This is a genomic window from Paraburkholderia hospita (assembly GCF_002902965.1).
In the GTDB taxonomy this organism is placed as follows: Bacteria; Pseudomonadota; Gammaproteobacteria; order Burkholderiales; family Burkholderiaceae; genus Paraburkholderia; species Paraburkholderia hospita.
In genome coordinates, this window is sequence record NZ_CP026106.1 from 2,558,854 (window position 1) to 2,584,599 (window position 25,746).

Sequence of the window (25,746 nt, forward strand, 5' to 3'; positions counted from 1 at the left end):
CGATTCAGCCAAAAATTTCCGATTAAACAATATAAAAACCCATCAGGTTGCGGCTAGCATCCGGTCATCAACTGGCATGTTCTGCATCTGTAGTTTTAACTAACTGTTTATGGCCTTTTGGCTGTGGAGTCTGTCGAATGCGAGTCGTCGTGCTGGGCAGCGGAGTCGTGGGTGTAACGAGCGCGTTCTATCTAGCGCGGGCAGGCCACGAAGTCACGGTCATCGACCGGGAGCAGGGTCCCGCTCTCGAAACGAGCTTTGCCAATGCAGGCCAGATTTCCCCTGGCTACGCGGCGCCTTGGGCTGCGCCCGGTGTACCACTGAAGGCTGTGAAGTGGATGTTCCAGAAACACGCCCCGCTTGCAATCAGACCGGACGACGAGGACAAGCAGTTCCAACTGCAATGGATGTGGCAGATGCTGCAGAATTGCACCGCCGAACGCTACGCGATTAACAAGAACCGCATGGTGAGACTTGCGGAATATAGTCGCGACTGTCTGAAGGCTTTGCGAGCCGAGACGGGCATTCAGTACGAGGGACGTGCAGGGGGCACTCTTCAGGTTTTCAGGACGCAGCAGCAGTTCGATGGCGCGGCGAAGGATATCGCGGTACTTAGAGAGGCCAACGTCCCGTACGAGTTGCTGACAGCCACTGAGCTCGCCCGGGCTGAACCTGCCCTTGCTGCCACCTCACATAAGCTGACGGGCGGACTGCGCTTGCCTGGCGACGAAACCGGTGATTGCCAGTTATTCACCACCCGGCTCGCCTCGATGGCTGAGAAAGCTGGCGTTAACTTTCGCTACAACACCCAGGTTGATGGTCTGGTCATCGAGGGTGGACGGGTCGCTGGCGTTCGGCATGGCGCGAAACTCATTCATGCCGATATGTTCGTCGTCGCATTCGGTTCCTATTCCACGAACTTTCTCTCGGAGATCGTAAAAATCCCCGTGTATCCGCTCAAGGGGTACTCCATCACTGTACCCATCGCCGACGAGTCACGTGCGCCGGTCTCAACAGTTCTCGATGAGACGTACAAGATTGCTATCACACGATTCGACAAGCGCATCCGTGTCGGTGGGATGGCCGAAATCGTTGGGTTCGACAAGCGCCTTCGCGAAGCTCGTCGAGAGACTCTGGAAATGTGTGTGAACGACCTCTTCCCTGGCGGCGGCGACACATCGAGCGCCACATTCTGGACCGGTCTTCGTCCCATGACGCCCGACGGGACACCTATCGTAGGTCGTACATCCATACCGAACCTTTTCCTGAACACGGGTCACGGCACGCTCGGTTGGACCATGTCGTGCGGTTCAGCACAGCTTCTTGCCGACTTGATATCAGGAAAGCAGCCCGCCATTCGGCATGACGACCTCAACGTCTTTCGCTACGACAAAGAGCCGCAGGTACCGGCCGACTTCCAACTGAGCTAAGCGTCGCGCCGCGGCACTGATTTTCCGCGGCACGACTTCAGCAATCCGGACTGCGACGCTCCGAAGTTTCGTTCAAACCTTGCCTTTGAAGAGAAAGGTTATGCCACGCTCCGTCACAATTGCCCCGACCGCGACCGTCCTGTAGTGGAATCTTCGACGTTTGCAGCTCCTGCTTCTGTCAACGTCCACAGTGCCCCCTTGCGCAGCCCAGCGCGGAGGACGTTCTACAGGCAATCCCGGCTGAGAACAATACGCTTACGGAGCTGGTGTCGAAAATGCTGCCGACACGGGAGCTTCCATTCGACGCGCTTCATCAATTGGTCACCGTTACCGAACATGCTGGGCGATGCGCAGACATCTCCAGGAGGTGAACATGGCTGATTTTCACACACAGGCTGCTACGACCCAGCAAGCAAATCTTGACTTCTTCTTTGGTTTGGCCGGCAGAATGCTGGAGGGCGAGGAGAGGCTCGTCAGATTGAATCTGGAGACGGCGAAGACGGCGTTTGCCGATTGGTATCAACGTGTGCAAGACGGGATGACGAAAAAGGACAGGCAGGAAGTGGGTGATTTGCAAGACGTGCTGGCGCTGCCCTCGGCCGAGAAGGTCCTGACGTACGAACGTCAGGTTGCCGAGATTGCGTCGAGTACGCAAGCGCAGCTGTCAGAGGTCGTCAATGCCCGGTACCAGGAGGTCAGCCGCCAGGTTCAATCGTTCGCCGAAAATCTCGCGCAAAACGCCCCGGTCGGCGCGGAAGCCGCAATCGCATTTCTGAAACAGGCTATCACGCTCGCCGACACCGCTCAGGAAAGCGTGCAAAAGGCATCCAGGCAGGCAGTCGAAGTCGCGCAAACCAACCTGGACGCCGCAACGAAGGCCGCATCAGAGGTGACCGAGGCAACTGACCAGGCAGTCGAGAATGCGACGAAATCGAAGCCGGTGAAGCAATAATTCGAGGGAACGTTGAACCCGATGTGGTCGCATCGCGCGGTGAGCTGACCGCCCGGCCACACTGCGCTATGGCCGCTATCGGACAAGCCCTACTCCCGTGTGCGCTGGTCGTTCGTTCCGGCGCACGTGATGCCCACCCACGTCTGTTACCCGGCTCACGTCCGAAACCTGCACACACGGGAAGACCGTGTCACGGCGCGTAGTTGAAAAGGACTGGTCTGCCTCGGCGGACCGGTCCCTACGCGACAGCGAGTGCGGTGAGGTGTCAGATTGGCTGTATGTTTGCCGCCTGCTTGCCCTTCGGTCCCTGCTTGACCTCGAAGCTCACCTTTTGCCCCTCCTGAAGAGACTTGAAGCCCTCCGCCTTCACTTCCGAAAAATGTGCAAACAGGTCTTCGCCACCATCGTCTGGAGTAATGAAGCCGAAACCCTTAGCGTCGTTGAACCACTTAACCGTGCCGGTTGCCATGCTATTCCCTGTTGGTTGGATTGGTCATCGCGCGAGCCCCTCGCACGTGCGCGAACTCACGGAAAGTGAAGAACAAGTCGGAGGGGTATCGCGGAAGATTCGGAAACACAAGCGGCCCATACCTGTCACTTGAAGCTTGAGTTGGCGCATAGCGGTTTATACGGCGGCTCGTCGCGCGGGTCAATTGGCGTTTGTCTGGTTTGGCTCCAGCCGCGAAACACAGCCTCAGAGCACCGTGAGATGCGCTCGTTGGTAACAGCGCACCGCATCAGCTCCGCGTGGCCGCATTCGGTCTGCGCCAATCGCCCACGCGCCGTGAACGAAGGCGGCCGGGTACCTTCTTCAGCGTTGCAGGAGCAGGTTCAAGTTGTCAGTCGGACTTTGCCCGAACCTGATTCAGTGAACAACCAGGCGGGTACGCCACCACGCCATCACGCTTGCCACGAACACACCCCGGCACGCGCCAAGGACAAACATGATGAACCGAATGGCGACGCACATCGTGTCCAACGAAAGTGCGCGCAGTACACGCGGAAAAGCATACTGGACACTGGCCATAAGGAACAACGCGAAGACTCCAGTCAACACAGCCGCGCGCCTGTGCATGAAGGCAGGAGCATGCCGCACACGGTAGCGGACGATAGCCGCCGAAGAGCTGACCCAGACGCATCGGCTGCGCTCGCACGACTGACCTTCCGTAACGACCTCGGACTCAGAACGCTCCTCCCGTTACGCCATGTAGTCCCGCCGACCAAACTACTGTATCCAGTGGAACTGGTACTGCCCGTACTGTTACAGGGAAGACGAAATGGCGCATCGACTCAAAGCGTGAGTGCGCGGCACTCGTGTGCTCACGATCACGCGAACCGGCTTCTTTGACGGTCGTCAACAACAGGATGCCTGGACCAGGACGAGGCGGTTATCCGACGGTTGATCACGAGTTCGCACGCGAATGGCCCCTTTGTTCGTAACTAGCGTAAGAACTAAATCGTCTTTTTTGTGGAGAATATCCGGTAGAAAACAAATCAAATGAGACGATTTTGCTTTTTTACCGATGCCGCCTTCAGGCAGCAGTTTGGTGGCTAAACTTATTAGGAAAGTGGAAGGATCTGTAGAAACAGATCATCGCTTGAAACTGGAGCGTGTCAGATAGTTGTGCAGGAGAAAGCGGACGCCAACTCGCTCGCGGGCACAGCCTACCAGGCCGGTAAGGCAATCCCATGGAATTTCTCTTATTGGCCGCGATTTTCTTTACGTCGACTGGATTTCTTTTCGGCGCATCGGGGGCGCCGTCTCCGCCGGCGGCGATCGAGCCAGCTTCCGTTTCCGGATATATCGAAGGCGGGGCCACGGGCTCGCCGCTGATTCCCCAATTGCGAGGGACGAATGGCCTGTTCGCTCAGCAAGCAGGCGGGGCGACCTTCACCAGCACGATGTCGGACGAGCGCATATGCAAGGATGCGCAAAACCGAACCGTTAGTTTGACGCAGTGACGACTACCGTTTCTCTCGTGCGGCTTTCACGGTACATTGCTCGGGCTTAAGAGCCCACGATGTGGCCGCCAGACGCCGAATTGCGTGATTTTTCAGCCTGATTTTTCTTCCGACGAAGGACAGTCTCGTCGATTCTGCACCGCCGGCTTCATCAGATGATTTTCATCTCTGCCGCAGGAATTGTGTGATCTGGTTTTCAACTAGCCACTTTGAACTAGAATCTTGACTGGTTGGTAAAGAGCCGACCGCCGGGTTCACAAGCAAAGGTATTGAATGCTTGTGTTGCAACGAAGCTTCGTGACTACTTCATGAATCAGGGGATCGTGATGCGCGCCCACCTTGCTCTCGTTGTCATGCCTCTTCTGGTTGTTGGCTGCAACACACCGCCCATTCCCCCCGGAAAATCCATCGATATCCCCACCGCATTGGAGCAGGTCATGACGGGCCTGTGCAATTTCAAGAAGGAACAGGCGGCACGCGGAAAGGACTGGGGCGTCGCAATAGAATCGATTACAGTGGAACTCGACCTGACCGTGGACGGCGCGAGAAATCCGGCCGTAGCCGTGGCACCCGATATACAGTTTATTCCGACCGTCAGTTACGGGCAGATCATCACGGCCAACAGAGGCAGCAGGCTCGCACTTACGTTGAAGAACACTGGCGGCGGTAGTGTTCCTACCGGCGAATGCGCTCTGTCCAAAGCCGAAAAATAGGTGACGTCGAATCGCACTGCGCCATTCGCATTGCAGACAGTCACAACGTACGCCCAAGTCACCCCATGCATTGCGCATCAGGTGTCGAAATGCCGGGCAAAAAGAATGAATAGCATTTGTCGGTCATTCGCGTGTTGCGATCGCGGCATCGACGACAGAATCTGTCTGCGGCCAGGTTCCATCATGATTGCGCCTCGCAGCCATGTTCGCAAACACCAGTGCGTCCCATACCTGTTCGCCTTATCGCCTCTGCCACCACGCGCTGCGCCGCCTGAGCGGTTATAGTTCGAGGACTGGGTGCTCACTCGTCCACGATCGTTGTCGCGCTGCGACGCACCGCCTGCGCCGACACCCTGGAAAGCCGTGACGCGTCCGCCACCCGGGTAGCCGTTGCTTCGAAAGCTTGCTGATTCCGTTGTTGCGCCGGCACGAGTGGGCGTTTGGGCGCGATTGTTTGCTGAAGCACCAAGATTGGATATCCCGGTTTCAACCATCCAGACAAGTGAGCAACGACCGCCTGAAGCAGGCTTGCGAACCAGCAGAACTTCCTGCCCCAAACGGGGCCTCTATCCTCGCCGCAAAGCGGCCACATAGTTCCTCTTGAATCGAAAGTCGTGCATTACTCCGGCTGGAAGGCACGGGAAGATTTCCCAACGCTCCAACAACGGGAGTGCGTCATGTATATCCGGTTCGACAAGGCGGGGCGCAACCTGCCGCGGTACCTGCCAGATCGACTGAAGCGTCCGTCGTTGTCGCGATGCACGCGGGCAGCTGCTTGCGGCCTGATCGTGATCCTGCATCCTGTACAGGGGTTGGCCCAGGCCACGCCAGGATCCCTGTCGAGCCAGGCCGTCGTTGGTGGCAACGTCAAACAGCATGCCGATGCCGTGCTTGCCGTCATGACCTACACAACGGTGCCCGATGTTACGACCAGTTCACTCTCGATCAATAGCGGCACCACCGGCAATCCCAGTTTCGGTCAGTCACAACTCGGAGGCGGATTCACGATCAGCAGGTCCTTTCCGTTGTATGTGGAAGGGACGATCGCCTACAGCCGCTACGATCCGACGTTCATCGCCACGGACGGCGCCGACCAGCGTCCCGTGCCGGCAAAATGGAACACCTTCAGTGGCACGGTCGGCATCGGCTGGGATTTCCGGATTACGAACGAACTGGTGTTCCGCCCGATCCTGAACGGTACGATCGGCCGCGTGTCGAGCGACCTGAAGGTAGGACAGTCGATCTTCAATCGCATCACCGACCGCAACCTTCAGTTTCTCGAGAACGGGTCGCTGGACGCGTATGGCTACGGCGGATCGCTGATGCTCGACTATGAGCATTATCGCGACAACTATGAAATCGACGCTGAACTGCGCGCGACCGATATCTACCTTCGCAGCTTCGGGAGTTCATCCGAAGCCGTTCAGGGCTCGGCCATGGCGCAGCAAGTGAGCCTGTGGACACGCTGGCGTGCGCCAACTGGCTGGCACGCGCTGGACCGGCCGATCCGTTACGTGCTCGAGTTCGCCTACTCCCATTATTTCGGTGACAGTGCGGGGGTGCTCGGTTTCAACGAACTGACTTCACTCGGCGTCGGTCTGGAACTTGATAGCAGCAGATATCCGATCATCGTCACCAGGACACGTGCGATGGTGCGGTACGTGTTTGGACATAATGTCCACGGCGTGTCCTTCGGATTCGCCATGAGTTTCTAAGCGGAAATCTCGACTGTACGCGTTCAATGCCAAGCCTCATGATCTGCCCGTCAGAAACATTCGCTTGGGCCAATGGCGCCTTTGTGACGGCATGTCGAATGCCTCTGCGTCTGAACTCGCCCGCGCCGGCGCTGACTACACTTCTGGGATGCGCGACGCCCATCATCAAACCCATATGACGCGAACGATCGGGCGGCTGGCCGGGTTCGCTCTCGCCCACGCCGCCTTTCTTGCTGCCTGCTCGACCATCCCGCTCACGCCCGCCAGCGGACCGCCGGTGACCACCATCGACGTGGTCGAGCGCGGCTGGCATACCGATGTCTGCGTGCAGGTGCAGGACGTGCCGGACCTGCAGGCCTGGCTGGCGCAGGACTTCGTCGGTGCCACCCACCTGTGCTTCGGCTTCGGCGAACGTGAATTCGCGATGACGCGGGAGCACAGCATCCTGGCGACGCTATCGGCCCTGTGGCCCGGCCGCGGCGCGATCCTGATGACGGTGCTGCGTGACACTCCCGTCGCCGCCTACGGCGCCGACAAGGTGGTCACGCTGCAGGTGGCCGCGGCCGGCAAGGCGGGCCTGGCCGCCTACCTCGACCAGTCGGTGCAGCGCGACAAGCTATCGCACCCCGTGCGGCTCGGCGACGGCCCGTATGCCGGCAGCCTGTACTTCGGCGCCACAGCGAACTACGCGGGCTACTACACCTGCAATACCTGGACCGCCGACGCCCTGAGGTCCGCGCAATTGCCGGTGGACGGCACGATATTGTTCGCCAGCACCGTGTTTCGACAGGCGCGCGACGTTGCCGCCTGCCAGCATCCCGGCAACATCACTGGCACGGACCCGGCGTGCATACCACGGTAGAACCTGCAGGCACGACGACCGTGTGCGAGTTCGGCGGAGGCGAGGAGTCGCTGCTGCTCAACGAGATGCAGCCAGTCAGGGTCAGCAGAGGTAGCAATGCCAGCGAGCGCGCAAAGAATCTGAACCTTGCCATGACGATCTCCAGGTCAGGTCAGGTCGGGCGGGTGCCGATGCGGGCGTCCGGAACCTCGCCTTTCCCTATCCGGAGTATAGGTAACAACTGAAGGGTCTCGCTTGCGCGGGCCGCACCGTTCCCGTTAAGTGCGGTATGTGCGATATCGGTCGAACGTTTCCCGACATCCGTACTGCAGCGTCCGGATCAGGTGAAAACCGAAAAGGGCTTCTCGATCAACTCCAGGGTCCTGCTTTCAGGATCGTGATGGACGTGCCACGGGCTCGCCGGGCGAGCGCTCGTCACATCTCACAAGCCACCCGGTCGCGCGCGGCGTCAGAGCAAGGGGCACGCGGAATCGCGGCGGTTCGGGATTCTCTCCGCCATGCGGTGGTGTCCGGGCAAAGGACGAGAGGAAAGCGCACGAGAACAGGATGATAGAAAAGTAAGTCTCACTGCGTTCCATCGGTTGCCACTGACACCACAGCGCTCACCACAGTAATCATCGACAATATTAAAACGAAGGGCGGACTACTGATAGCGAGTAACGACCCAAATCCATCCTGGTTATCCGATGCGGCAGCAGCGCATTCCGTTTGGCATCACTTATTGAAGCCTGCTCCCGATCGGTGGGATCTGAATATCGGTAAGTCATCTTTTCTTGAGCTAGTTGTACCCTAACGTCGTCATTCATCGCCGGCGGCGTCGACTGAGCGGCGGGCCGGCATGTTGCCACACTCCTTTTGCCTCCGACGCATGCGGAGCATTGAGCGCTCACACGCAATTGGGGCGCCAGTCGACAAAGCTGATAGTCGAAAGAACTTCCGTACCACTGGTCCGGTGCAGATGAGAGCGCGTTGCGCCAATACGCGTCGCGCTTATCTATGATTTCCCCTTCCATAAATCACTTTATCGGGTCAAGAAGCGTAAGCGCTCTGCCCGTATGCGGCGAGTTCTAAGGGAGCTGAAAGGACCCCGACTATCTGGCCGCAGCGCGACCTATTCAGCATGAAACATCTCCCTCACTCGATCAACCCACGGACCGCCCTGAAGCGAAAACGCTCAGGCAACTATGGCTATCCCCGAAGTCAAGCAGATGGTCGACAAAAGTGCTGGGGTGTCAGTCTGACACAAAGTATGGACCCTGAAGTCAATCCAGCCGTCAACGAGCAGGCTTCGCTGGCGCTTCTGAACGCCAGCACAAGAGCATCCCGCAATACGGTAGCTGACAACCTGCTTCACCGCAGACTCGGCGATGCTGTTGCTGATCGGCAGGCCCTTGCGATGCCGGGCACCGTAGTTGACCAACACGCCCGGTTACAAGAGCATTGATTAGATTTAATCATTGGCGATCGTGCATGGATCGGTGTGAAAGCAGCTGCATAAACAGAAAGTACGCTCTGAAAATACCAACCTTGCACTAATCGCTCAAAGCCTTTAACCGCGCGGGTTTCGATGCCCGACTATCACTGCGGATTCACTACCACCCGCCTCCCCTTTCCATCCCTGACACGGTATCGGCTAGAGTTCCATCTGTGATGCAGGTCCTATTGGAGAAGACATGCGCGACAACCTGATTCCCGTCATCGTTAGCCGGAAATGGCAAATTGCCAAGGGGTACCATGCCGTTGAACTTCGAACGACGTCAAAATCGGCGCTTCCGCCGTTTAACGATGGGTCGTGTGTCACACTCTGCTTGAATAGCACTGGTGACAAGGAAAGAATTTATCCCTTGCTCGGTGTTTCGTCCCTGTCAGATGGTTACGTGGTTGGCACGAGACAAGATGGTGATGGCAGAACGGATAGTCTGCTATCCGAGTTTCCGTTGAATGAACGAGACGAAGTGTTTGTCGGCTCTCCCAAAAGCCCGCCAACAATTTTGGACGATCGTGCGCGATCCATCCTGTTTGCTGGCGGAATAGGCGCAGCATCGATCGCGGGAATCGCGAAGCGGCTTGCATTGGCGGGTCAAAGGTTCGAGGTGCACAACTTCGCCCGATCGGCCGACCGCGCAGTTCTTCGAGAAGAATTTGACGCGCTTCGAAGTCACGGTGAGGTCTATCACCATTTCGGCCTGTCCGATGATCTATTCGCGCAGAAGAGTTCCCACGCAATGAGTCCAACTCATGCCAACACGCAGATTTACTGCAGCGGCCCCCCTGCTTTCATGGATCTCATTGAGCGCCAAGCCCGCGAATGGGTGTATGCAGCGAACGTTCATAAAATTGCCCTTGGCGACCAAACGGCATGCTAAGCGGCAGTGCGACGGCACGGTGACTGAGGCACGTTTTCCGCAGCTGATGCACATTCGTTCATCGGTCTTGCAAGCCGCCCGCCGTCCACTGCCTGATGACGACCCCGAACCGGCCATCGAGCATGCACGACTCCGGTGTCTCTTCGATTCGCTGCGAACATCCGTCGCGGTAAGAGCGGTAACGGCAGCTTGAAGAAGAAGGTACGTCTTAGCTATGCATTCCGCCACTGCGCCGCATCCGCCCCTGGGAGAACGCGACGTCGCCTATAAGCTCCGTGGCGTTCGATGATGGAGCTGCACATTGGCAAGCCTGCGTGATCGAGTTGGTCCGTCTCGCGCCAGCCGAACGGCCACGTCCCGGACCACGGGCATCAGGGCGCGCTAGCCGCTTTCATCGCCGGCGAGGCTGCGCGCGACATCCGATGGACAAATCGAAGCAGTGGGAGCACGAGTGCCAGACAACGCCTGCACGCAGCGTTCAATGTCGGGACTTGATACGGGCATCGTCGCTAGGCCGTTGCTTCACCCGAACAGCGCTATTCCACGCGACGCCGCGTCGAAATCGCCGATGCCGTGGAAATGACCAGATCGGCGAAGCGTCGCTCGTCGCGGTCGGCGTGCCAGCGCGACCGCGCCACGGCGATATTCACCGCACCGATTCCCCGCCCGTGCGCATTGGTGATCGCCGCCGCCGTGGAAATATCGCTGACGAAGTACTCGTCTTCCGTATGGGCATACCCTTGCTTGCGGATCTGCGCGATGCGGTCCCTGATCTTGCGTGGCTGATACACGGTCGACGATGTGTAAGGCACGAGATTCGTGCGGGAGAGGATGTCCTCGATCTCTCCGTCGGGAAGCGTCGCAAGGATAGCGAGTCCCGGCGCGGTGCAATATGCAGGCAGGCGCGAGCCCGTGATCACATGGGCGTTGAACACATTGCGGCTCACGATTCTCAACACGAACACGATGTCCGTATCGTCCAGCACGGTGAGGTTGGTGGCTTCCTCCGTCTCCGAGCCGAGCTGCTGGAGATAAGGCGTCGCACGACTCACGAGCTCGTTCGATGTCAGATAATGATAGGTGAAGTCCAGCAGCCTCGGCGACAGTTCATATTTGCGACTGTCGGGATCCTTGAACAGATAGCCGAGCGCGGCGAGCGTGAACGTCAGTTCGAAGCTCGCCACCGCCCGGTAGTAGCGCGGCAACTGAAAGCTCGCGAGCCCACGCGTGCATGGTTTACCAGTCCACAGGTTCGTCCTTGAACTGCACGTTGAGCAGGATGTCCTGCTCACCGAAGCCACTCCGATCGCAGCACTCGCGCGCACCGCCGGATGCGCCGCGAAAATGCGCTCGATCTCCCACGCCGATACATTCTCGCCTCGTACGCGCATGCTGTCCGTCTGCCGGCCGATGAAGAAGAAGTCCCCGTTGGCATCGCGCCGTGCACGATCGCCCGTGTGCAGCCTGCCGTTGCGCAAGGCTGCCTGGGCCGCGTCGGGATTCTTGAGGTACGCCGGCAGCCTATCCGAAGCCACCAAGGGTAGCCAGCTTGCGACGTAAAACATGGCCAGACCGTCCGGATGACGAACACGCCTCGCCCGGCGCCTGCTCTCAATCAGGGAGTCTGCAAAGTACCATCCTTCAACCGGGTTTGCGTCCACGTCGTCACGGTGTTCTCACACGGATACTTTGCCGCTTCAGCTTCGTCGATATCGACTCCCAGACCGGGTCTGTCGTTCGCGTACACGTGCCCGTTGCGGAACTCGGGCAAGCCAGGGAAGACGTCCAGCAATGCCGCCCGCGGCCCCTTCAAGTCCTGGATGACGAAGTTGGGCGGCTCGGTGCCCGACCATTCCTGAACCCCGAAATTGCGCGCAGCGAGATCGATATGGATGTTCGCCGCGTGAGCCATCGGCGACATATCGCCCGGACCGTGCCAGGCCGTCCTCACGCCAAACTGTTCGGCGAATATCTGCAGCTTGCGTCCGGCAGTAATCCCGCCGATCTGGCTCAAGTGAACGCGTATGAAGTCGATCAGGCGCTCCGTGATCATGAAACGCCATTCAGACGGGTTGTTGAAGAGTTCGCCCTGAGCGAGAGGTGTCGTCGTCTTTTCTCGCAATTGCCGTATCCATTCGCCCTCTTCCAGCGCAATCGCATCTTCAAGGAAGAACAGCTCGTATTGCTCGAGCTCGCACGCGAAGCGGATCGCCTCGACGGGTTTGAGGCGTTCATGCACGTCGTGACACAGCTCGACGTCGAAGCCCACCTTGCTGCGAATGCCGTCGAAGAGTTTGATGGTCTCACGCATGTACTTCCTGCTATCGAGATACACGCCCTCGGGCGCACGCGCCGGCGCGCCCGAGGGCGCCTTGCCATAGCCGCCTCCGCCGTAGCCGCCGCTCTGACAGCGAATGTGCGTGATGCCCTGCTCCCGGTACTTCTGGATGTTCTCGCACAACTCGTTGAGGTCACGCCCGTCCGCATGGCGATAGATCGGCACCCCTTCCCTGCACTTGCCGCCGAAGAGTTGATAGAGCGGCATGCCCGCCATCTTGCCCTTGATGTCCCATAAGGCCATGTCGATGCCCGAGATCGCATTGTTCTCGATGGGGCCGTTGCGCCAGTAAGCGTTCTGGTGCATCAGTTGCCACAGTTCCTCGATCGCCTCGGCGTCCCTGCCGATCAGAAGTGGCCGCAAATACTCGTCGATCAGACATTTGACGGCTACATGCCTATACGCAAACGTCGCGCAACCGAGCCCATACAGTCCAGCCTGATTGGTCTCCACCTTGACGACGATCAGGTTGATGCCTTCCGGCGCGGTCAGGATGACCTTTACATCGGTGATCAGCGTTGCCATGTTGTTCCTGCCTTGCAAATGTTGTGTCGTGGCGTGGCGCTTTATCAGCGGCTCACTGCGAGCCGCCCTTCCTGCTTCGAGCGCTGACCGGCGGGCGCAGGCACGGTGATCATCACAATCACGGAGCAGAGCAGCGCACCCGCCATGAATATGTACGAGGCCGCCGGGCTACCCGTTGCGCCGTTCAGATAGCCGACGATCCACGAGCCGAGAAACGCTCCCAATGCGCCGCATGCGTTGATGAGTCCGATCGCGCCGCCCAGCACGTTGCTCGGGATGAGTTCGGGAACGAGGGCAAAGAACGGTCCGTACGGCGCATACATCGTTGCACCTGCCACGACGAGCAACGCAAACGACATCCAGAAGTGCGAGCTGCCGATCATGTACGAAGCCACGAATGCAATCGTCCCGATCAGCAGCAGCGGCCAGACGAACAGCTTGCGGTTGCGGGTCTTGTCGGACAGCCATGATGCGAGCAGCATCAGGACGATTGCAGCGAGATACGGCACGGCGGCAAGCCAGCCGACCGACACGATATCGATTGTCGAAGCCGTCTTGAGAATCGACGGCAGCCACATGATGAAGCCATACACGCCGATGCTCCACAGCGCGTGAATTGCACAGCATTTCAGTACGATCGACGAGCGGAACGCGGTCTTGTAGTCGCGCACCGGCGCGATATCGGCCTGCTCGGCTTTCAGGCGCGCCTGCAATTCGGTCTTTTCTGCGTCGCTCATCCAGGGCGCATCGGCCGGTTTGTCCTTGACCGTGAACCACCACACCACGGCCCATGCCAGCGCAGGTACGCCTTCAATCACGAACATCTCGCGCCAGCCGAAGCTGTGCACCAGATAGCCGGACACCACCGACATCCACAGCACCGTCACCGGGTTGCCGAGAATCAGGAACGTGTTGGCGCGCGACCGTTCTGTTCGCGTGAACCATCGGCTGATGTACATCAGCATCGACGGCATCACGGCAGCCTCCACGATGCCGAGCACAAAGCGCAGCACCATCAGCATCGGAATGTTGCTCACCATGCCCGTCGCTGCTGCGCAGAGCCCCCACAGGATCAGGCTGAAAAAAATCAGTTTCTTGACGCTGTTGCGCTGCGCGTAGATTGCACCGGGCACCTGAAACAGACAGTAGCCGAGAAAGAACAGCGACCCGATCAGCGACGACGTCCCATGCGTGATACCGAGATCCTTGTCAATGCCGGCAGCTGCTGCAAAACCGTAGTTAGCGCGATCCAGATAGGCGAGGCTGTAAGTGATGAAGATGATGGGCATCAGATACCACCACCTTTGAGTTGCTACGGGTTTGACGCTTTCCATGATGTCTCCGATCGGTACCGCGAAAGACGGCACACACTGCGTGATGAGCGGGATCGTGCCGTTCTTTTAGTTGTCGTAGATCCCTGCATGAGTTGCATTCAAAGCACGGCCAGCCAGCCTCCATCGACATAGATGATCTGGCCGTTGACATAGCTCGATGCGGGCGACGACAGAAACACGGCCGTGCCGACGAGTTCCTCCGGTTTGCCCCAGCGTTGCGACGGGTTGCTGTTCTTGACCCATGCATCGAAGGCGGCGTTATCGACGAGCGCCTGGTTCATATCGGTCAGGATGTAGCCGGGACCGATCGCGTTCGCCTGGATGTTTGACGCGGCCCATTCGGCGCTCATCGCGCGGGTCAGCATCTTGATGCCGCCTTTCGCCGCGGTGTACGCGCCGACTGTCGCACGGGCCGCTTCGCTCGTCAGTGAACCGATATTGACGATCTTGCCGCCCGTGCCGCGCGCGATCATCCGCTTCGCCGCCTGCTTCGATACGATGAAGGCACTGGTCAGGTTCGTGTCGATCACGCGCTGCCAGTCCGACAGTTCTAGGTCGACGAGCGGCTTGCGAAACTGGATGCCGGCATTGTTGATGACGATGTCGATCTTCACGCCGTCTTTGTCCCATTGGGCGAACGCATCGGCGACGGCCTGTTCATCGGTCACGTCGAAGGCTCGGCCTTGCGCGCGGAAGCCCTTCGCATCCAGCCGGCTGACCGCGTCGGCGACCGTATCGGCGCGTGTACCGTTCAACATCACGCTCGCGCCTGCGGTTGCGAGCCCTTCGGCCAGCGCAAAGCCGATGCCGCGCGCGGAACCGGTGACGAGCGCCGTGCGCCCGCTCAAGTCGAATAACTGTGTCATGCGTGGCTCCTTGTGCGGAATTCAAAAACCAGGCGCGAAAACGCCCCTCGCGACCGGCCTCCCGCCGCGACGATAGTGGAAGCAGGAAGCGTCAGACGGGTGTGTCGTTTGCGGTTTGCCTGAGCTTGTCGCGGTCTTCGAAGTCCTTCTCCGCACGCTCGATCAGCGTCAGTACGGCAGCCTCCGCGGCCGCTTCATCGCCCTTTTCGATCGCCACGCAAAGAGCCTCGTGCATCGGCAGCGAACGCGCCGGACCGCCGGCGATTTCGGAGCTGAGCTCAAAACTCGTACGCAGAATCGCCGACAGCGCGTTTTGCATCTGCTGGACAAACTGGTTGTGGCAGGCGGTCAGGATTGCGCCGTGAAACGCGAGATCGGCGGGAACGTATTCGCCATGGCCGGCGACAGCGCGTTCCATCGCCTTGAAAGCGCGACGCACGGCAACGCGGTCTTCATCGGTCGCGCGTCGGGCGGCGAGTTTGGCTGCATTCGGTTCGATGATGAGGCGCAGCTCCATCAGATCCTGGATCAGGCCCGCGTCAACCGTTCCCGCCCTCGCGCGCCACGTGATCACGTCCGGGTCGAACAGTTGCCATTGCGAACGCGGCAGCACGATCGTGCCGTAACGGCGGCGCACCTGGAGCATGCCTTTCGCCGACAGCGATTTCATCGTCTCGCGAATCGTGATGCGACTGACCTGCATCTGCTCGGCGAGCACGGGCTCAGCCGGAAGAATGTCGCCTGGCGCGAACTTGCCTGAACAGATCTGTTCGCCCATCTGGTTCAGGACCTGCCGATGGAGCGTTTCCATGTTTTCGCCTCTAGATCATACGTATGATGTAGAGATATTAGGCAAGCGACGAACCGAGTTCAACCAGGGATCTCCCTGTATCTGAGCAATGGGATTGACAGCTCTGTTGCGCGCGGCGATTAACTATCGGCTCGTTGGGGCGCGGGTCCACGGGTCAAACGACCGATCGATATAGAAGAGCGGTGCCGCTGAGCGGGCTTCTATGTGTATGCCGCGCGTGCTCGTCGAAAGCGAGCAGCAGCGATCCTCCGGGCGCGCCCGATGTCGGTTTCAATCCTGATTATTGTTGTTAGCACGATTGCGCTTTATCGCGTCAGGCTTGCTAGCGAATATGTATCCGTCGTAACGACAATTACTGCGATGATCGAGGGATATCGGGCGAACGGATCTGTTGCAGTAAGACGCTCCGTTATGATGTGGGGAACGACGGGGCCTACTGTCTCTGGTCTTTTCCGATAGACTGAACTATCGGTCCTCCTTCAGTCTCTCACGCTCCGCCCAATGCGCACCTGAAGCCGGTAGATTTCCCGCCCATCTCCCTTCACCATTGCCCATCGCTCGCAAAGCTCCGAGGTCAGTTCGTTGCGCGCGAAATCGAGCAAACTCTGTTCCGATATCCCCTCAACCAGTACAACCCATTCCTCGGCGAAGCAATTGCCACTCCGGCGACTCTCTTCCGTATCTAGCGTGGAAGCAAGCCGGTCGGGTATGGCGAAAGCCACAGTCGCAATGCCGGGTCGCGCACTCCACTCGCCGCGAACCGCGCGCTCGATCTCGCGTTGTACCCGATCGGGTTCATCCGGCGCGACACGGATTACCATCAAGAACGCGCCTTCCGCACCGCCCTGCTGCGCTATGAGCCGATACGCCGAACGTCTGCCATTCTGAAACGTCGCGAGGGTTGCGCGGGTCCATGGCGTAGGATGGTTGAGTCGTTCGACGTAGTCTGGCTGCGAGAGAACGGCCAGACTTTCGACATCGTACAGAATCAGATAGCGCGGACTCGCAGCCTCTTGAACAAAGCGTCGTCCGCGCAGAAATCCGGAAATTGCGAGCCTCTCAACCAGATGCTCGCGTGTATGCCATTCAACGAAGTTCGCGTCATCGCCGTCGCTTATGTCGAGCGTCGCGCACAAAATGGCATGTTCAGACAGATTCATGTTGTCGATCCAATAAGAAAGCTACCACTCGACGGGCAGTGCAATGAGACCAAACACATTGCCGTTACGTTTGAATTCCAGTTCGTCGAAGGGTACTGCGAGACGCAACGACGGAAGCCGCTTGAATAGCGTTTCGAACACCACCTGCAGTTCCAGGCGTGCTAGCGGTTGACCTAAACATTGGTGCACACCAAAAGAAAATGCCACATGCGACGCGCTTCTCGTATCACGACGGATATCGAACCGGTCGGGTTCGGGAAACGCTTCCGGGTCGTGGTTCGCCGCCTGCACCGGCGCAAATACACCCTCGCCCTTGCGGATAAGTTGCCCCCCGATCATCACGTCGGCGGTCGCCACCCGCGCAGAATTCATGTGCGTGATCGAGTGAAAGCGCAACATTTCCTCTACCGCACCGCGAACAAGCGACGGTTCCGCAATTAGCGCGGCCGTTTGCTGCGAATCCTGCAGCAGGCTCAGCAGCCCGAGTCCAATCTGATTGGCCGTAGTCTCATGTCCGGCGAGGTACAGCAAAGCACCCATTTGTACGGCGTCAGCATGCGAGAGCTTGCCTGTGTTGATCCATTCGACAGCGAGACGGCACAAGAGATCGTTGCCTTCGCCAGGATGCTGCTCCTTTTCGCGCAGAAGCCGGTCGATGTACTGTTCCATTTCCTGCGCTGACTGCGTCAGCAGTTCCGGGCTGATGTCGAGGTTCATCCGGTTGCTGCTCAGCATCTGCAGGCGCGCGTGATCTTCATAAGGTACGCCGAGCATGATCGAGATGACAACCGAGGGGAGCGGCAATGCCACATCCTGGATGAAATCCGAGGGCGCACCCTTCGCGATCATCTGATCAAGCAATGCATCGAGTGTGCTCTGTACGAATGGACGCAACTCGTCGATGCGCTTCATCATGAATTCTTTCGTGAGCGTCCGGCGATACTGACCGTGCTCCGGCGGATCCATCGTAATGAACGTCTGATAAGAGCGGGACTGTGCTGCCCGCGCCGGCGAAACGGACGGATAACCGTGCGTTTCCGGCGAAGCGCTGAAATGCGGACTGGTCAGCACTTCCCTGAAGTCCTTCATTCTCGTGACCACCCATACGCTACTGCCGTCCCACGTCTTTACGCGCCTGATGGGTTCGCTTTCGCGAACGCTCGCATAGCGAGGCGGCGGATGCAGCGGACACTCCGCTGCACGAGGCCAGGGAAATGTGTCGCTTTCGAGCGGACAACGCTGTTGAGAAGTATCGTCAGTCATTCGCAGTCACCTTCTTGCTGAACCATTGAATCGCGTTAGCGCGCAGTCGCACCACCATCGACGGGTAGTGCCACGCCGACCACGAAAGAAGCCGCATCGGAGCACAGCCACACGACGGCCGCTGCAATTTCTTCGGGTTGCGCCATCCGTCCGAGCGGATTGGCGAGCCTGGCGCGTGTGAGCAGCTCGTCACCGAATCTCGCATGCGTGAGCGCCGTTTCTACGAGTCCCGGACACACGGCATTGACGCGGATACCCTTAGCTGCAAATTCAATGGCCGCCGCCTTCGTCAGTCCTACGACGCCGTGTTTTGCTGCTCCATACACACCATCCGATGGAACACCCACGAGGCCCGAGCGTGAAGCGTTATTGACGATCGCGCCCTTCCCGGCGACAAGCATGTGATCGAGTTGGGCCTTCATGCAGTGCCATACGCCCTCCAGATTGACGGACATCACGCGGTCCCAGTTTTCTTGCGTCGACACATGCAGGCTTGCCGCACGATCCGGCACGCCCGCGTTGTTGAATGCCATATCCAGTGCACCGAATCGCTCGACAGTGGATTGCACCATGGCCTTGACGGATTCCCCGTCACTTACATCGACCTTGATGAACGCCGCTCTCGCATCACAATGCGCCTCGATGTATCCGGCCGTCTCCTCGCCGCCCGCCGTATCGGCGTCCGCGACTGCGACTGCCATTCCGATACGGGCGAAGGCGATGGCCGTTGCACGGCCGATGCCGGACGCGCCACCCGTCACCAGCGCCACCTTCGAGCCTGGTCGTCGATCCATGTTTTATATCTCCTCTGTCTCACACGCACGGCTCAATGCCTGCGCATGTTCATATCCTTGCGACCCTGCGGCGGCACCGCTCACGTTCCGCTATGCCGTCATTGCGAGGTTCGCGAACAGCGCAAGCAGCGCGTCGAGGGTTGCGTAGAAACCAGTCACGAAAGATTTCCTGTTCATCATCACCTCGCACATTTGCGATTCCCGACGCTTACCAACTGACGGGCAACGCCTTCAGCCCATAAACGAACGATTTGTCCTTGTAGTGGAGCGTGTCCGCAGGTACGGCCAACCGGAGGTTCGGGAAACGTTTAAAGATCATCTCGAACACCACCTGGAGTTCAAGACGCGCAAGCGGCTGTCCGAGACACTGGTGGATGCCGAACGAAAACGCGACGTGCGACTGGTCTTTCGTATCGCGACGGATATCGAAGCGCTCCGGTTCCGGGAATGCGGCGGGATCGTGATTCGCACCGTGCAGGAGCGCAAGCACGCCCTCGCCTTTGCGGATCAGTTGTCCGCCGATCATGACGTCTTCTGTCGCGACCCGATTCGAGTTCATGTGCGTGATCGAGTGAAATCGCAGCATCTCCTCGACGGCACCCTTGACGAGTGAGCCGTCTGCCATCAGCGCATCGCGTTGTTCGGGATGCTGGAACAAACTCAACAAACCCAGGCCAATCTGATTTGCGGTCGTCTCGTGCCCCGCCAGATAAAGCAAGGTCGCCATCTGAACAGCATCGGCGTGCGACACCTTCCCCGGATTGATCCATTCGATCGCCATCCGGCTCAACAGATCACTGCCGTCGCCCGGATTGCGTTCTTTTTCGAGCAGCAGCGCGTCGATGTACTGACTCATGCTTTTCGCCGACTGCGTCAGCGCTTCTGGCGCAATCGACAGGTCCATCCGGTCGCCGCTCCACTTCTGGAGCTTGTCGTGGTCCTCGTAGGGCACGCCGAGCATGATTGAGATGACGAGAGACGGAAGCGGCAGCGCGACCCCCGATATGAAATCGGCGGGCGCACCCTTGCTTTCCATTTCGTCGAGGAGACGATCGAGCGACTGCTGAACCAGCGGCCTGAGTTCCTGCATGCGTTTGGCCATGAACTCCTTCGTCAGCGTGCGGCGATACTGGCCGTGCTCGGGCGGGTCCATGGTGATAAAGGTCTGGTACGACTTCGACTGCGCGGCACGCGACGGCGAAATAAACGGGAACCCGGGCGTCAGCGGCGACGCACTGAAGTGCGGACTGGTCATGACTTCCCTGAAATGCTCCATGTCGGTGACGAGCCAGGCAAGGCTTCCGTCCCACAGCTCGACCTGAACAACGGTTGCCTTTTCGCGAAGCCTCGCATACTGAGGCGGAGGAATAAGCGGTGCGGCGCTATCTCGTGGCCAGGGAAAGCTCTCCGTGGCAAACGGGCATTTGAGGGTTGTCTCAGACATATTCATTTTTTCCTCGCAATAAGGCGTTCGGGTCTGTCTTTCCTAGAAGCGATGCCGCATGCCGATACGCAATACGACCTGATGTGCCGTATTGGACGGGGTAATCGTCAGATAGGACGCCACAGCCGGCTGACCCGTCGAATCCGTACCGGAAGCAATCTGGTAGTTCGCCATGAAGTACACGTCTGTCCGTTTGGAAAAGAAGTAATCGACCGATGCATTGAACATGTGATATTTGGCACTGTCCTTGCCGTCGATTGCACCGCCGACGAGATAGTCGTAGGAACCGTTCAGCCACAGGAAAGGCGAGACCGCATAGCGGGCAAAAACGTTGTAGCTGTTGAATGTTGCAGTGCCCGTATAGCCGCGCGGGTTGGTGAGCGCAAGATTGCCGGACGAAGGCGAATTCAGATCACCAAAGGTGATGTGCGAATAGTCGGCGCCCAGCACCAGGCTCTGAATCGCGTACTGGAAAGCGGCACCCATGACCTGGTAGTAAGCCGCGGAAGCGAATGCGCCATACACAGGGTTAGTCTGAACGCCGTTGATCGAGCCAAGGTTATTGGCCGTGGTCGAGCTGTTCGGATTGTTCCCGAAGAACGAGCGATTCGGATCCCGGGCACGCAAATAGGCAACAGCCGCCGTAAATGGGCCGTTTGCATACGAAGCGCCAGCGGAATAGACGCTATTCGTGCCGAACGAACCCGCTACACCACCAAAGCTATACAGCCCGCCAAACTTGAATCCCCCATACGTGTTGCTGGTGAACTTGACGGCGTTGTTGACCCGGTACGAATTGCCAAAATTGTTGATGTCGTTACCGTGCAAGGCGTAGGTTCCGTTGCCGACCGCCCCCGTAATCGGCCCGATGAAATCGACCCCAGAGTCATACTGGCGACCAAGGGTGATTGTGCCATAAGGAGACGAAAGCCCGACGTACGCCTGGCGCCCAAACAGGTTACCTCCTTGCCCAAGCGCACCTGTGCCGATATCGAAGCCATTTTCCAGCAGGAAGATAGCCTGATAGCCGCCACCGAGATCTTCGGTGCCGCGGAAGCCCAGTCGATTACCCTGCATGATGCTGCTGCTCATTGCGTACTGATGGCTGCCCGTCCGTCCGCCTGGCGCGGCCGTTTGCGCATCGTTGACGAAATTCAGGCCGTAGTCGATCACGCCGTAAATCAGCACGTTGCTCTGAGCTGAAGCCTTTAACGACACCAACAAAACAGCAGCGACTGACGCCCGTCTCCAATACCTCATCTCCGTCTCCTAGTTTCGTATGATTTATAATATGATTTGTACTACTACTTATGCGGCACTAGAGCGAACCCAGAATTTAGGCGACACCCAGTTTTATCCGGGCACATGAGTCGCGCCGCCCAACGTACGACAACTACTTCATTCGCTCCTGCACAATGAAAGCTGCGGCATGGGCGTCCTTGAGCGCGTACGGAACTGGTACAGCACATCGGCGCGCAAAACCGGTTTGGCCAAGGCATCGCACTCCATCACACAAGCCAGTGTCAGTTGCCAGTGATCATCTACGGGTCGAACTGCCTTCACTGCCGCGCCGAGGCGTAGACCCGTGTTCGCCGGCACAGGCAGGAGAAAGTGCAACTGCTCGACACCACAAAGCGTGAAGTCCAGCGTGTCTTCAATCACGTAGATCTCCTGCAGCATCGGAATCACCAAGGCGAGCAGGACGGCACATGGCACCTGTCGCTCACGCGATCCCGCCGTCTGCATCCGCAAACAGTCGACGGATAGCGATTCGAAACAGGCAAGCATCGCTTGATCGACCTCCACCCAGTCGCTGTGACCGAGATTGAAGCCAACGCAGGCGCGGATGCCCTCGATTCCGCTTAGCATTATTGGCACGTGGATCTCCGTGTTCGGGTCGCGCCATCGCGCGTCAGTGCGTTATGACTCGAAGAGTTCGGTGTTGCCTTCGCCGAGCACAGGGGCAGCTCGGCGCGGCTTCAGCAGATGCCCGTTGAAACGCGCAGGGTAGCGGATTGCCCGCACGACGCCTGTCGGCGTTTCAAGCTGCGAGAACAGTTCGTTGTGGCGCACCTGTGCGTCTTCCAGATGAGCAGCGGGCTCATTCACGGGTCCCGCCGGTACGTCGAGTTCACGAAAGCGCGCGAGCCATTCCGCCGTCGTCTTCCCTTTGATCGGCGCCGCAATCCGTTCGAAGAACGCGTGCGTCATTTCGCGCTTGTCAGTGAGCTTTTTCAGCTCTTCTTTCCATTCGGGGTGCCCGACGGCTTCAAGTGTGCGACTCAACTGTTTGCCGGAAACGGGAGACACGACGAGGTACCCGTCGCTCGTCTTCAGCACGGGTTGCGGCGCCAGCGTCACGTCAGAATCGTCACCGATGAAGGTGCGGTTATGGAACATGTCCGGGAAGTTGTAGTAGGACAGGATATCCAGCATCGACGTTTCGAGATGAATCGCCTGGTTTGCGCGATCCCGCGCGATCAGTCCCGAGAGCGCCATCTGCGCGGCAAAGATCGCAGCGACCTTGTCAGCAAGAAACGTATTCGTCGCGCGCGGCGTGCCGCCCGCAGCTTCATAGCTGAGCAGGCCCGTGCGGCCTTGAATCAACGCGTCAAATGCAGGCTCCGTGGCAAGTTCTCCATCGGGTCCATATCCCGTGATCGAAAGCTGGACGATCCGTGGATTCAGCGCGCTCACCGCCTCGAAGCTCAAACCCAGCGATGCCGACACATGGGGACGCCAGTTCTCGACGTAGACGTCGGCGTCACGCAACAGCACCTTGAATCTAGCCAGATCGTCAGCGGACTTGAGGTCGAGCGTGACGCTGCGCTTGCCGCGATTCGAGTTGGTCCAGACCGTGCCGACGCCGTCCCAGCTATGCCCGAAGTTGCGGTATGGATCGCCCGTCGGCGGTTCGACCTTGATGACGTCTGCGCCGAGGTCGGAGAGCATTTGCGCACAAAACGGCCCCGAAATGTAGCTGCATGCTTCGATCACCTTTACACCGGCAAGCGGTCGTTCGAACGCGTCGTTGGCGTTCGACGGGGTCATTGTGGAAACGGTTGTCATGCGTGTTGCTCCTGTGTCTGAATTGCGTTCGTCGCAGTAACGGCCCGTAGGTTCGCCATCGCGAGCACCATGTCGAGAGTGGGCGTGGCAACGCCTGCAAGATCGCGCACCGCGCCAATCGAACGGATCAACGGTTCGAGTTCCAGCGCGCGGCCCGCTTCGAGGTCTTGCAACATGGACATCTTGTGATGCGGCGCGCTGAGCGTCATCGCAATTCGCTTGTCTGGCGTGGGTCCGATCCGCAGCCCGAGCTGCGCGGCGACCGTATCGGCTTCCGACATCATTGATTTGATGAGAGGCAATGCGCCGCCGGCTTCTGCCATCTCGCCGAGCGTTGCTTGTGTCAAGAGTGCGACCGGGTTAAAGCAGAGACTGTTGACGAACTTGACCCAGATTGCCGAACGGATGTTTTCATTCACTTTCGCGGCGATTCCACTCGCGCACAGCAATTCGCTCAATACGCGTACGCGTTCGGAGTCGCTGCCGTCGAGTTCGCCGATCGGGCAGCCCGCCTTCGCGCCGTCCTGCACGATCACACCTGGCGCACTGGCATGCGCGCCGATCCAGTAGACACAGCCCAGCACTTGCGCGGGCGGCACGGCACGCCACTGACTTCCGTCGCGGTCCAACGCGGGCAGTTGCGTGCCGTTAAAGCGTCCCGGCAATGCGTGGAAAAAGTAGTAAGGAATGCCCGTTGTCGGCGGGAGGATTGTGGTGTTCGGGCCGATCAGCGGTGCGATCTGTTCGAGCGCATTGTCGACCTGATGCGCCTTGAGCGTGAGGAACACATAGTCCTGTGGACCCAGTTCGCGCGTATCCGACGTCGCGTGAATCGACACTGAGAATTCATCGCTTGCCGTTGTAACGCGGAGACCGTTTGTCCGGATAGCGTCCAGCGTCTTGCCGCGCGCAACGACGCTCAACTCGCATTGCCCGGCACGCGCGAGATGAGCCGCGAGATAGCCGCCGATTGCTCCGCCTCCAAAAATGCAAACCTTCAGCATAATTCGCTCTCTCGCAAACCTATGAACTGCGCCTTGCACCACTTCACGCAGATGTGAAGTCAGACGCATACGATGAGCAAAAGATACGGGCCACCCGGGCAGGAGGGGAAATACTAAAAAACGATGATTCAAGCAGATCGGCGTATAGATCGGGATGTGATCTGCCGCACGCCCGCAGGCTATTGGCGCGCAGCCTGCTCGCTTTTTCTGGCACGGCGGAACGCGGCGGGAGCAACGCCGACGGTGCGGCTGAAAGCGGTGCTGAACGCGCTGTCCGAGTAGTAGCCGATGGACAGCGCGATATCGGTGATCGAGCGTTCGCTGTTGAGCAACGCATCTTTGGCAAGCGCAATGCGCCAGTTCGACAAATACGTGGCAGGCGCAACGCCGACACGCTCGGCAAAGCGCCGCGCAAATACAGCGCGCGACATGCTGACCTCTTTCGCAAGCAGATCGACGGTCCAGTGACGCGCCACGTCCGCGTGGATCTTCTGCAACGCCAGGTGGATGTGCGGATCAGCCATGCCGCTGAACCAGCCGGCCTCGCGCACGTCGATCTTGTTCAGCGGCCGGCGCCACACCTCGACCAGCATGATTTCGACGAGGCGGCTCATCACGAGGTCCCGCCCCGACAGGTTGCAACTGGACTCTTCGCCGATTAGTGCGATCAACCGCGAAAGCCTGCCTGCCTCTTCGTCTGAGGAACGGATATGCAGAAAGTCCGGCAACATGCCCGAGAAGAGCGCCGTGTGTTCAGGGCCAATCTCGAAGTACCCGCCAACCAGGCGCACCGTATCGCCGCCGAGGCCTTCGTCCCATCGCACGTATTCATCGCTGGCGACGCGCTCTTCCTTCGCGTGCAGCGTCTTCGTCGCTTCGAGGTCACTGACGAGACAGTAGCGGGCCGTTGCCCGTATCAACAGGTAATCCCCCTGATGCAGATACAGCGGCTGGCCATGACGCGGCACGTACCAGCATTGCCCCGTGACGACGAGAAAGTACACGGGTAAGTCGCGGCACGGCACGCTCAACCCCCAGCGCCCTTGCGCCTCGACCGTTCTCCAACTGATCGCCTGAGGTCGCATTAGTCGGATGATATCGGTCAGGATGTCCATGTTGAGACGATCGATAAAGTTTA

General features: G+C 58.9%; 24 protein-coding genes. 8 read left to right on the forward strand and 16 right to left on the reverse strand.

What is annotated here, in order from left to right:
• The first annotated feature begins 137 nt into the window (after positions 1 to 137).
• Together C2L64_RS29960 and phaP are read left to right on the forward strand one after the other, a co-directional pair.
• Positions 138 to 1,430, forward strand: a complete 1,293-nt coding sequence (locus tag C2L64_RS29960; protein WP_007581084.1) for a D-amino acid dehydrogenase — start codon at positions 138 to 140, stop codon at positions 1,428 to 1,430.
• A gap of 373 nt (positions 1,431 to 1,803) precedes the next feature.
• Entirely contained in the window at positions 1,804 to 2,382 is a 579-nt protein-coding gene (gene phaP / locus C2L64_RS29965; RefSeq protein WP_007581085.1) for a TIGR01841 family phasin, read from the forward strand.
• A gap of 265 nt (positions 2,383 to 2,647) precedes the next feature.
• Here the strand turns inward: phaP and C2L64_RS29970 are convergent, their stop codons facing one another.
• On the reverse strand, positions 2,648 to 2,851 hold the full coding sequence (locus C2L64_RS29970; RefSeq protein ID WP_007581066.1) for a cold-shock protein: 204 nt from the start codon (positions 2,849 to 2,851) through the stop codon (positions 2,648 to 2,650).
• 1,235 nt (positions 2,852 to 4,086) lie between these two features.
• Here C2L64_RS29970 and C2L64_RS29980 point away from each other — a divergent pair.
• The 6 genes from C2L64_RS29980 (at position 4,087) to C2L64_RS30015 (ending at position 10,000) form a co-directional block, all read left to right on the forward strand.
• Positions 4,087 to 4,344, forward strand: coding sequence for a hypothetical protein (locus C2L64_RS29980; RefSeq protein ID WP_133061295.1), 258 nt, complete (start codon positions 4,087 to 4,089; stop codon positions 4,342 to 4,344).
• Positions 4,345 to 4,652: 308 nt separating this feature from the next.
• Positions 4,653 to 5,057 carry a hypothetical protein gene (locus tag C2L64_RS29985; protein ID WP_007581088.1) on the forward strand — a complete coding sequence of 135 codons (405 nt, stop codon included), beginning with the start codon at positions 4,653 to 4,655 and terminating at the stop codon, positions 5,055 to 5,057.
• 677 nt (positions 5,058 to 5,734) lie between these two features.
• Positions 5,735 to 6,772, forward strand: a complete 1,038-nt coding sequence (locus tag C2L64_RS29995; RefSeq protein ID WP_007581091.1) for a hypothetical protein — start codon at positions 5,735 to 5,737, stop codon at positions 6,770 to 6,772.
• Between the two features lie 91 nt (positions 6,773 to 6,863).
• Complete coding sequence (locus tag C2L64_RS30000) at positions 6,864 to 7,634, forward strand: DUF2459 domain-containing protein (RefSeq protein ID WP_236674224.1); 771 nt, start codon at positions 6,864 to 6,866, stop codon at positions 7,632 to 7,634.
• Positions 7,635 to 8,754: 1,120 nt separating this feature from the next.
• Positions 8,755 to 9,078, forward strand: coding sequence for a hypothetical protein (locus tag C2L64_RS53465; RefSeq protein WP_131542598.1), 324 nt, complete (start codon positions 8,755 to 8,757; stop codon positions 9,076 to 9,078).
• A 229-nt stretch (positions 9,079 to 9,307) separates the two neighbouring features.
• A complete protein-coding gene (locus tag C2L64_RS30015) occupies positions 9,308 to 10,000 on the forward strand; it encodes a ferredoxin reductase domain-containing protein (protein ID WP_007581093.1) in 693 nt (230 codons plus the stop codon).
• 381 nt (positions 10,001 to 10,381) lie between these two features.
• On the opposite strand, the gene C2L64_RS56350 is transcribed toward C2L64_RS30015, so the two are convergent.
• From C2L64_RS56350 to C2L64_RS30085, 15 genes are all read right to left on the reverse strand, one after another.
• Positions 10,382 to 10,504 carry a DUF3253 domain-containing protein gene (locus C2L64_RS56350; protein WP_122974762.1) on the reverse strand — a complete coding sequence of 41 codons (123 nt, stop codon included), beginning with the start codon at positions 10,502 to 10,504 and terminating at the stop codon, positions 10,382 to 10,384.
• Between the two features lie 32 nt (positions 10,505 to 10,536).
• Entirely contained in the window at positions 10,537 to 11,565 is a 1,029-nt protein-coding gene (locus tag C2L64_RS55070; protein WP_007581094.1) for an IclR family transcriptional regulator domain-containing protein, read from the reverse strand.
• A 50-nt stretch (positions 11,566 to 11,615) separates the two neighbouring features.
• Positions 11,616 to 12,863 carry an enolase C-terminal domain-like protein gene (locus tag C2L64_RS30025; protein ID WP_007581095.1) on the reverse strand — a complete coding sequence of 416 codons (1,248 nt, stop codon included), beginning with the start codon at positions 12,861 to 12,863 and terminating at the stop codon, positions 11,616 to 11,618.
• Between the two features lie 44 nt (positions 12,864 to 12,907).
• Positions 12,908 to 14,197 carry an MFS transporter gene (locus C2L64_RS30030; protein ID WP_007581096.1) on the reverse strand — a complete coding sequence of 430 codons (1,290 nt, stop codon included), beginning with the start codon at positions 14,195 to 14,197 and terminating at the stop codon, positions 12,908 to 12,910.
• A gap of 98 nt (positions 14,198 to 14,295) precedes the next feature.
• Positions 14,296 to 15,063, reverse strand: a complete 768-nt coding sequence (locus tag C2L64_RS30035) for an SDR family oxidoreductase (RefSeq protein ID WP_007581097.1) — start codon at positions 15,061 to 15,063, stop codon at positions 14,296 to 14,298.
• A gap of 91 nt (positions 15,064 to 15,154) precedes the next feature.
• Positions 15,155 to 15,874: a FadR/GntR family transcriptional regulator gene (locus C2L64_RS30040; protein ID WP_007581098.1), complete on the reverse strand. Its 720-nt coding sequence runs from the start codon at positions 15,872 to 15,874 to the stop codon at positions 15,155 to 15,157.
• A 479-nt stretch (positions 15,875 to 16,353) separates the two neighbouring features.
• On the reverse strand, positions 16,354 to 17,034 hold the full coding sequence (locus C2L64_RS30045; protein ID WP_007581099.1) for a DUF4286 family protein: 681 nt from the start codon (positions 17,032 to 17,034) through the stop codon (positions 16,354 to 16,356).
• A 21-nt stretch (positions 17,035 to 17,055) separates the two neighbouring features.
• Entirely contained in the window at positions 17,056 to 18,297 is a 1,242-nt protein-coding gene (locus C2L64_RS30050) for a cytochrome P450 (protein ID WP_039900324.1), read from the reverse strand.
• Positions 18,298 to 18,332: 35 nt separating this feature from the next.
• Positions 18,333 to 19,091 (reverse strand): glucose 1-dehydrogenase, encoded by a 759-nt coding sequence (locus C2L64_RS30055; RefSeq protein WP_007581101.1) that lies wholly within the window; start codon positions 19,089 to 19,091, stop codon positions 18,333 to 18,335.
• Between the two features lie 208 nt (positions 19,092 to 19,299).
• Positions 19,300 to 20,541, reverse strand: coding sequence for a cytochrome P450 (locus tag C2L64_RS30060; RefSeq protein WP_039900326.1), 1,242 nt, complete (start codon positions 20,539 to 20,541; stop codon positions 19,300 to 19,302).
• A gap of 36 nt (positions 20,542 to 20,577) precedes the next feature.
• Complete coding sequence (locus tag C2L64_RS30065) at positions 20,578 to 21,795, reverse strand: porin (protein WP_039900327.1); 1,218 nt, start codon at positions 21,793 to 21,795, stop codon at positions 20,578 to 20,580.
• Between the two features lie 138 nt (positions 21,796 to 21,933).
• Positions 21,934 to 22,215: a hotdog family protein gene (locus C2L64_RS55075; protein WP_238554591.1), complete on the reverse strand. Its 282-nt coding sequence runs from the start codon at positions 22,213 to 22,215 to the stop codon at positions 21,934 to 21,936.
• 240 nt (positions 22,216 to 22,455) lie between these two features.
• Positions 22,456 to 23,604 (reverse strand): CaiB/BaiF CoA transferase family protein, encoded by a 1,149-nt coding sequence (locus tag C2L64_RS30075; protein WP_007581105.1) that lies wholly within the window; start codon positions 23,602 to 23,604, stop codon positions 22,456 to 22,458.
• Positions 23,601 to 24,608, reverse strand: coding sequence for a ketopantoate reductase family protein (locus C2L64_RS30080; protein WP_007581106.1), 1,008 nt, complete (start codon positions 24,606 to 24,608; stop codon positions 23,601 to 23,603). Before C2L64_RS30080 ends, C2L64_RS30075 begins: the two co-directional genes overlap by 4 nt.
• Before the next feature lie 179 nt (positions 24,609 to 24,787).
• On the reverse strand, positions 24,788 to 25,723 hold the full coding sequence (locus C2L64_RS30085; RefSeq protein WP_081498815.1) for an AraC family transcriptional regulator: 936 nt from the start codon (positions 25,721 to 25,723) through the stop codon (positions 24,788 to 24,790).
• Positions 25,724 to 25,746 lie beyond the last annotated feature (23 nt).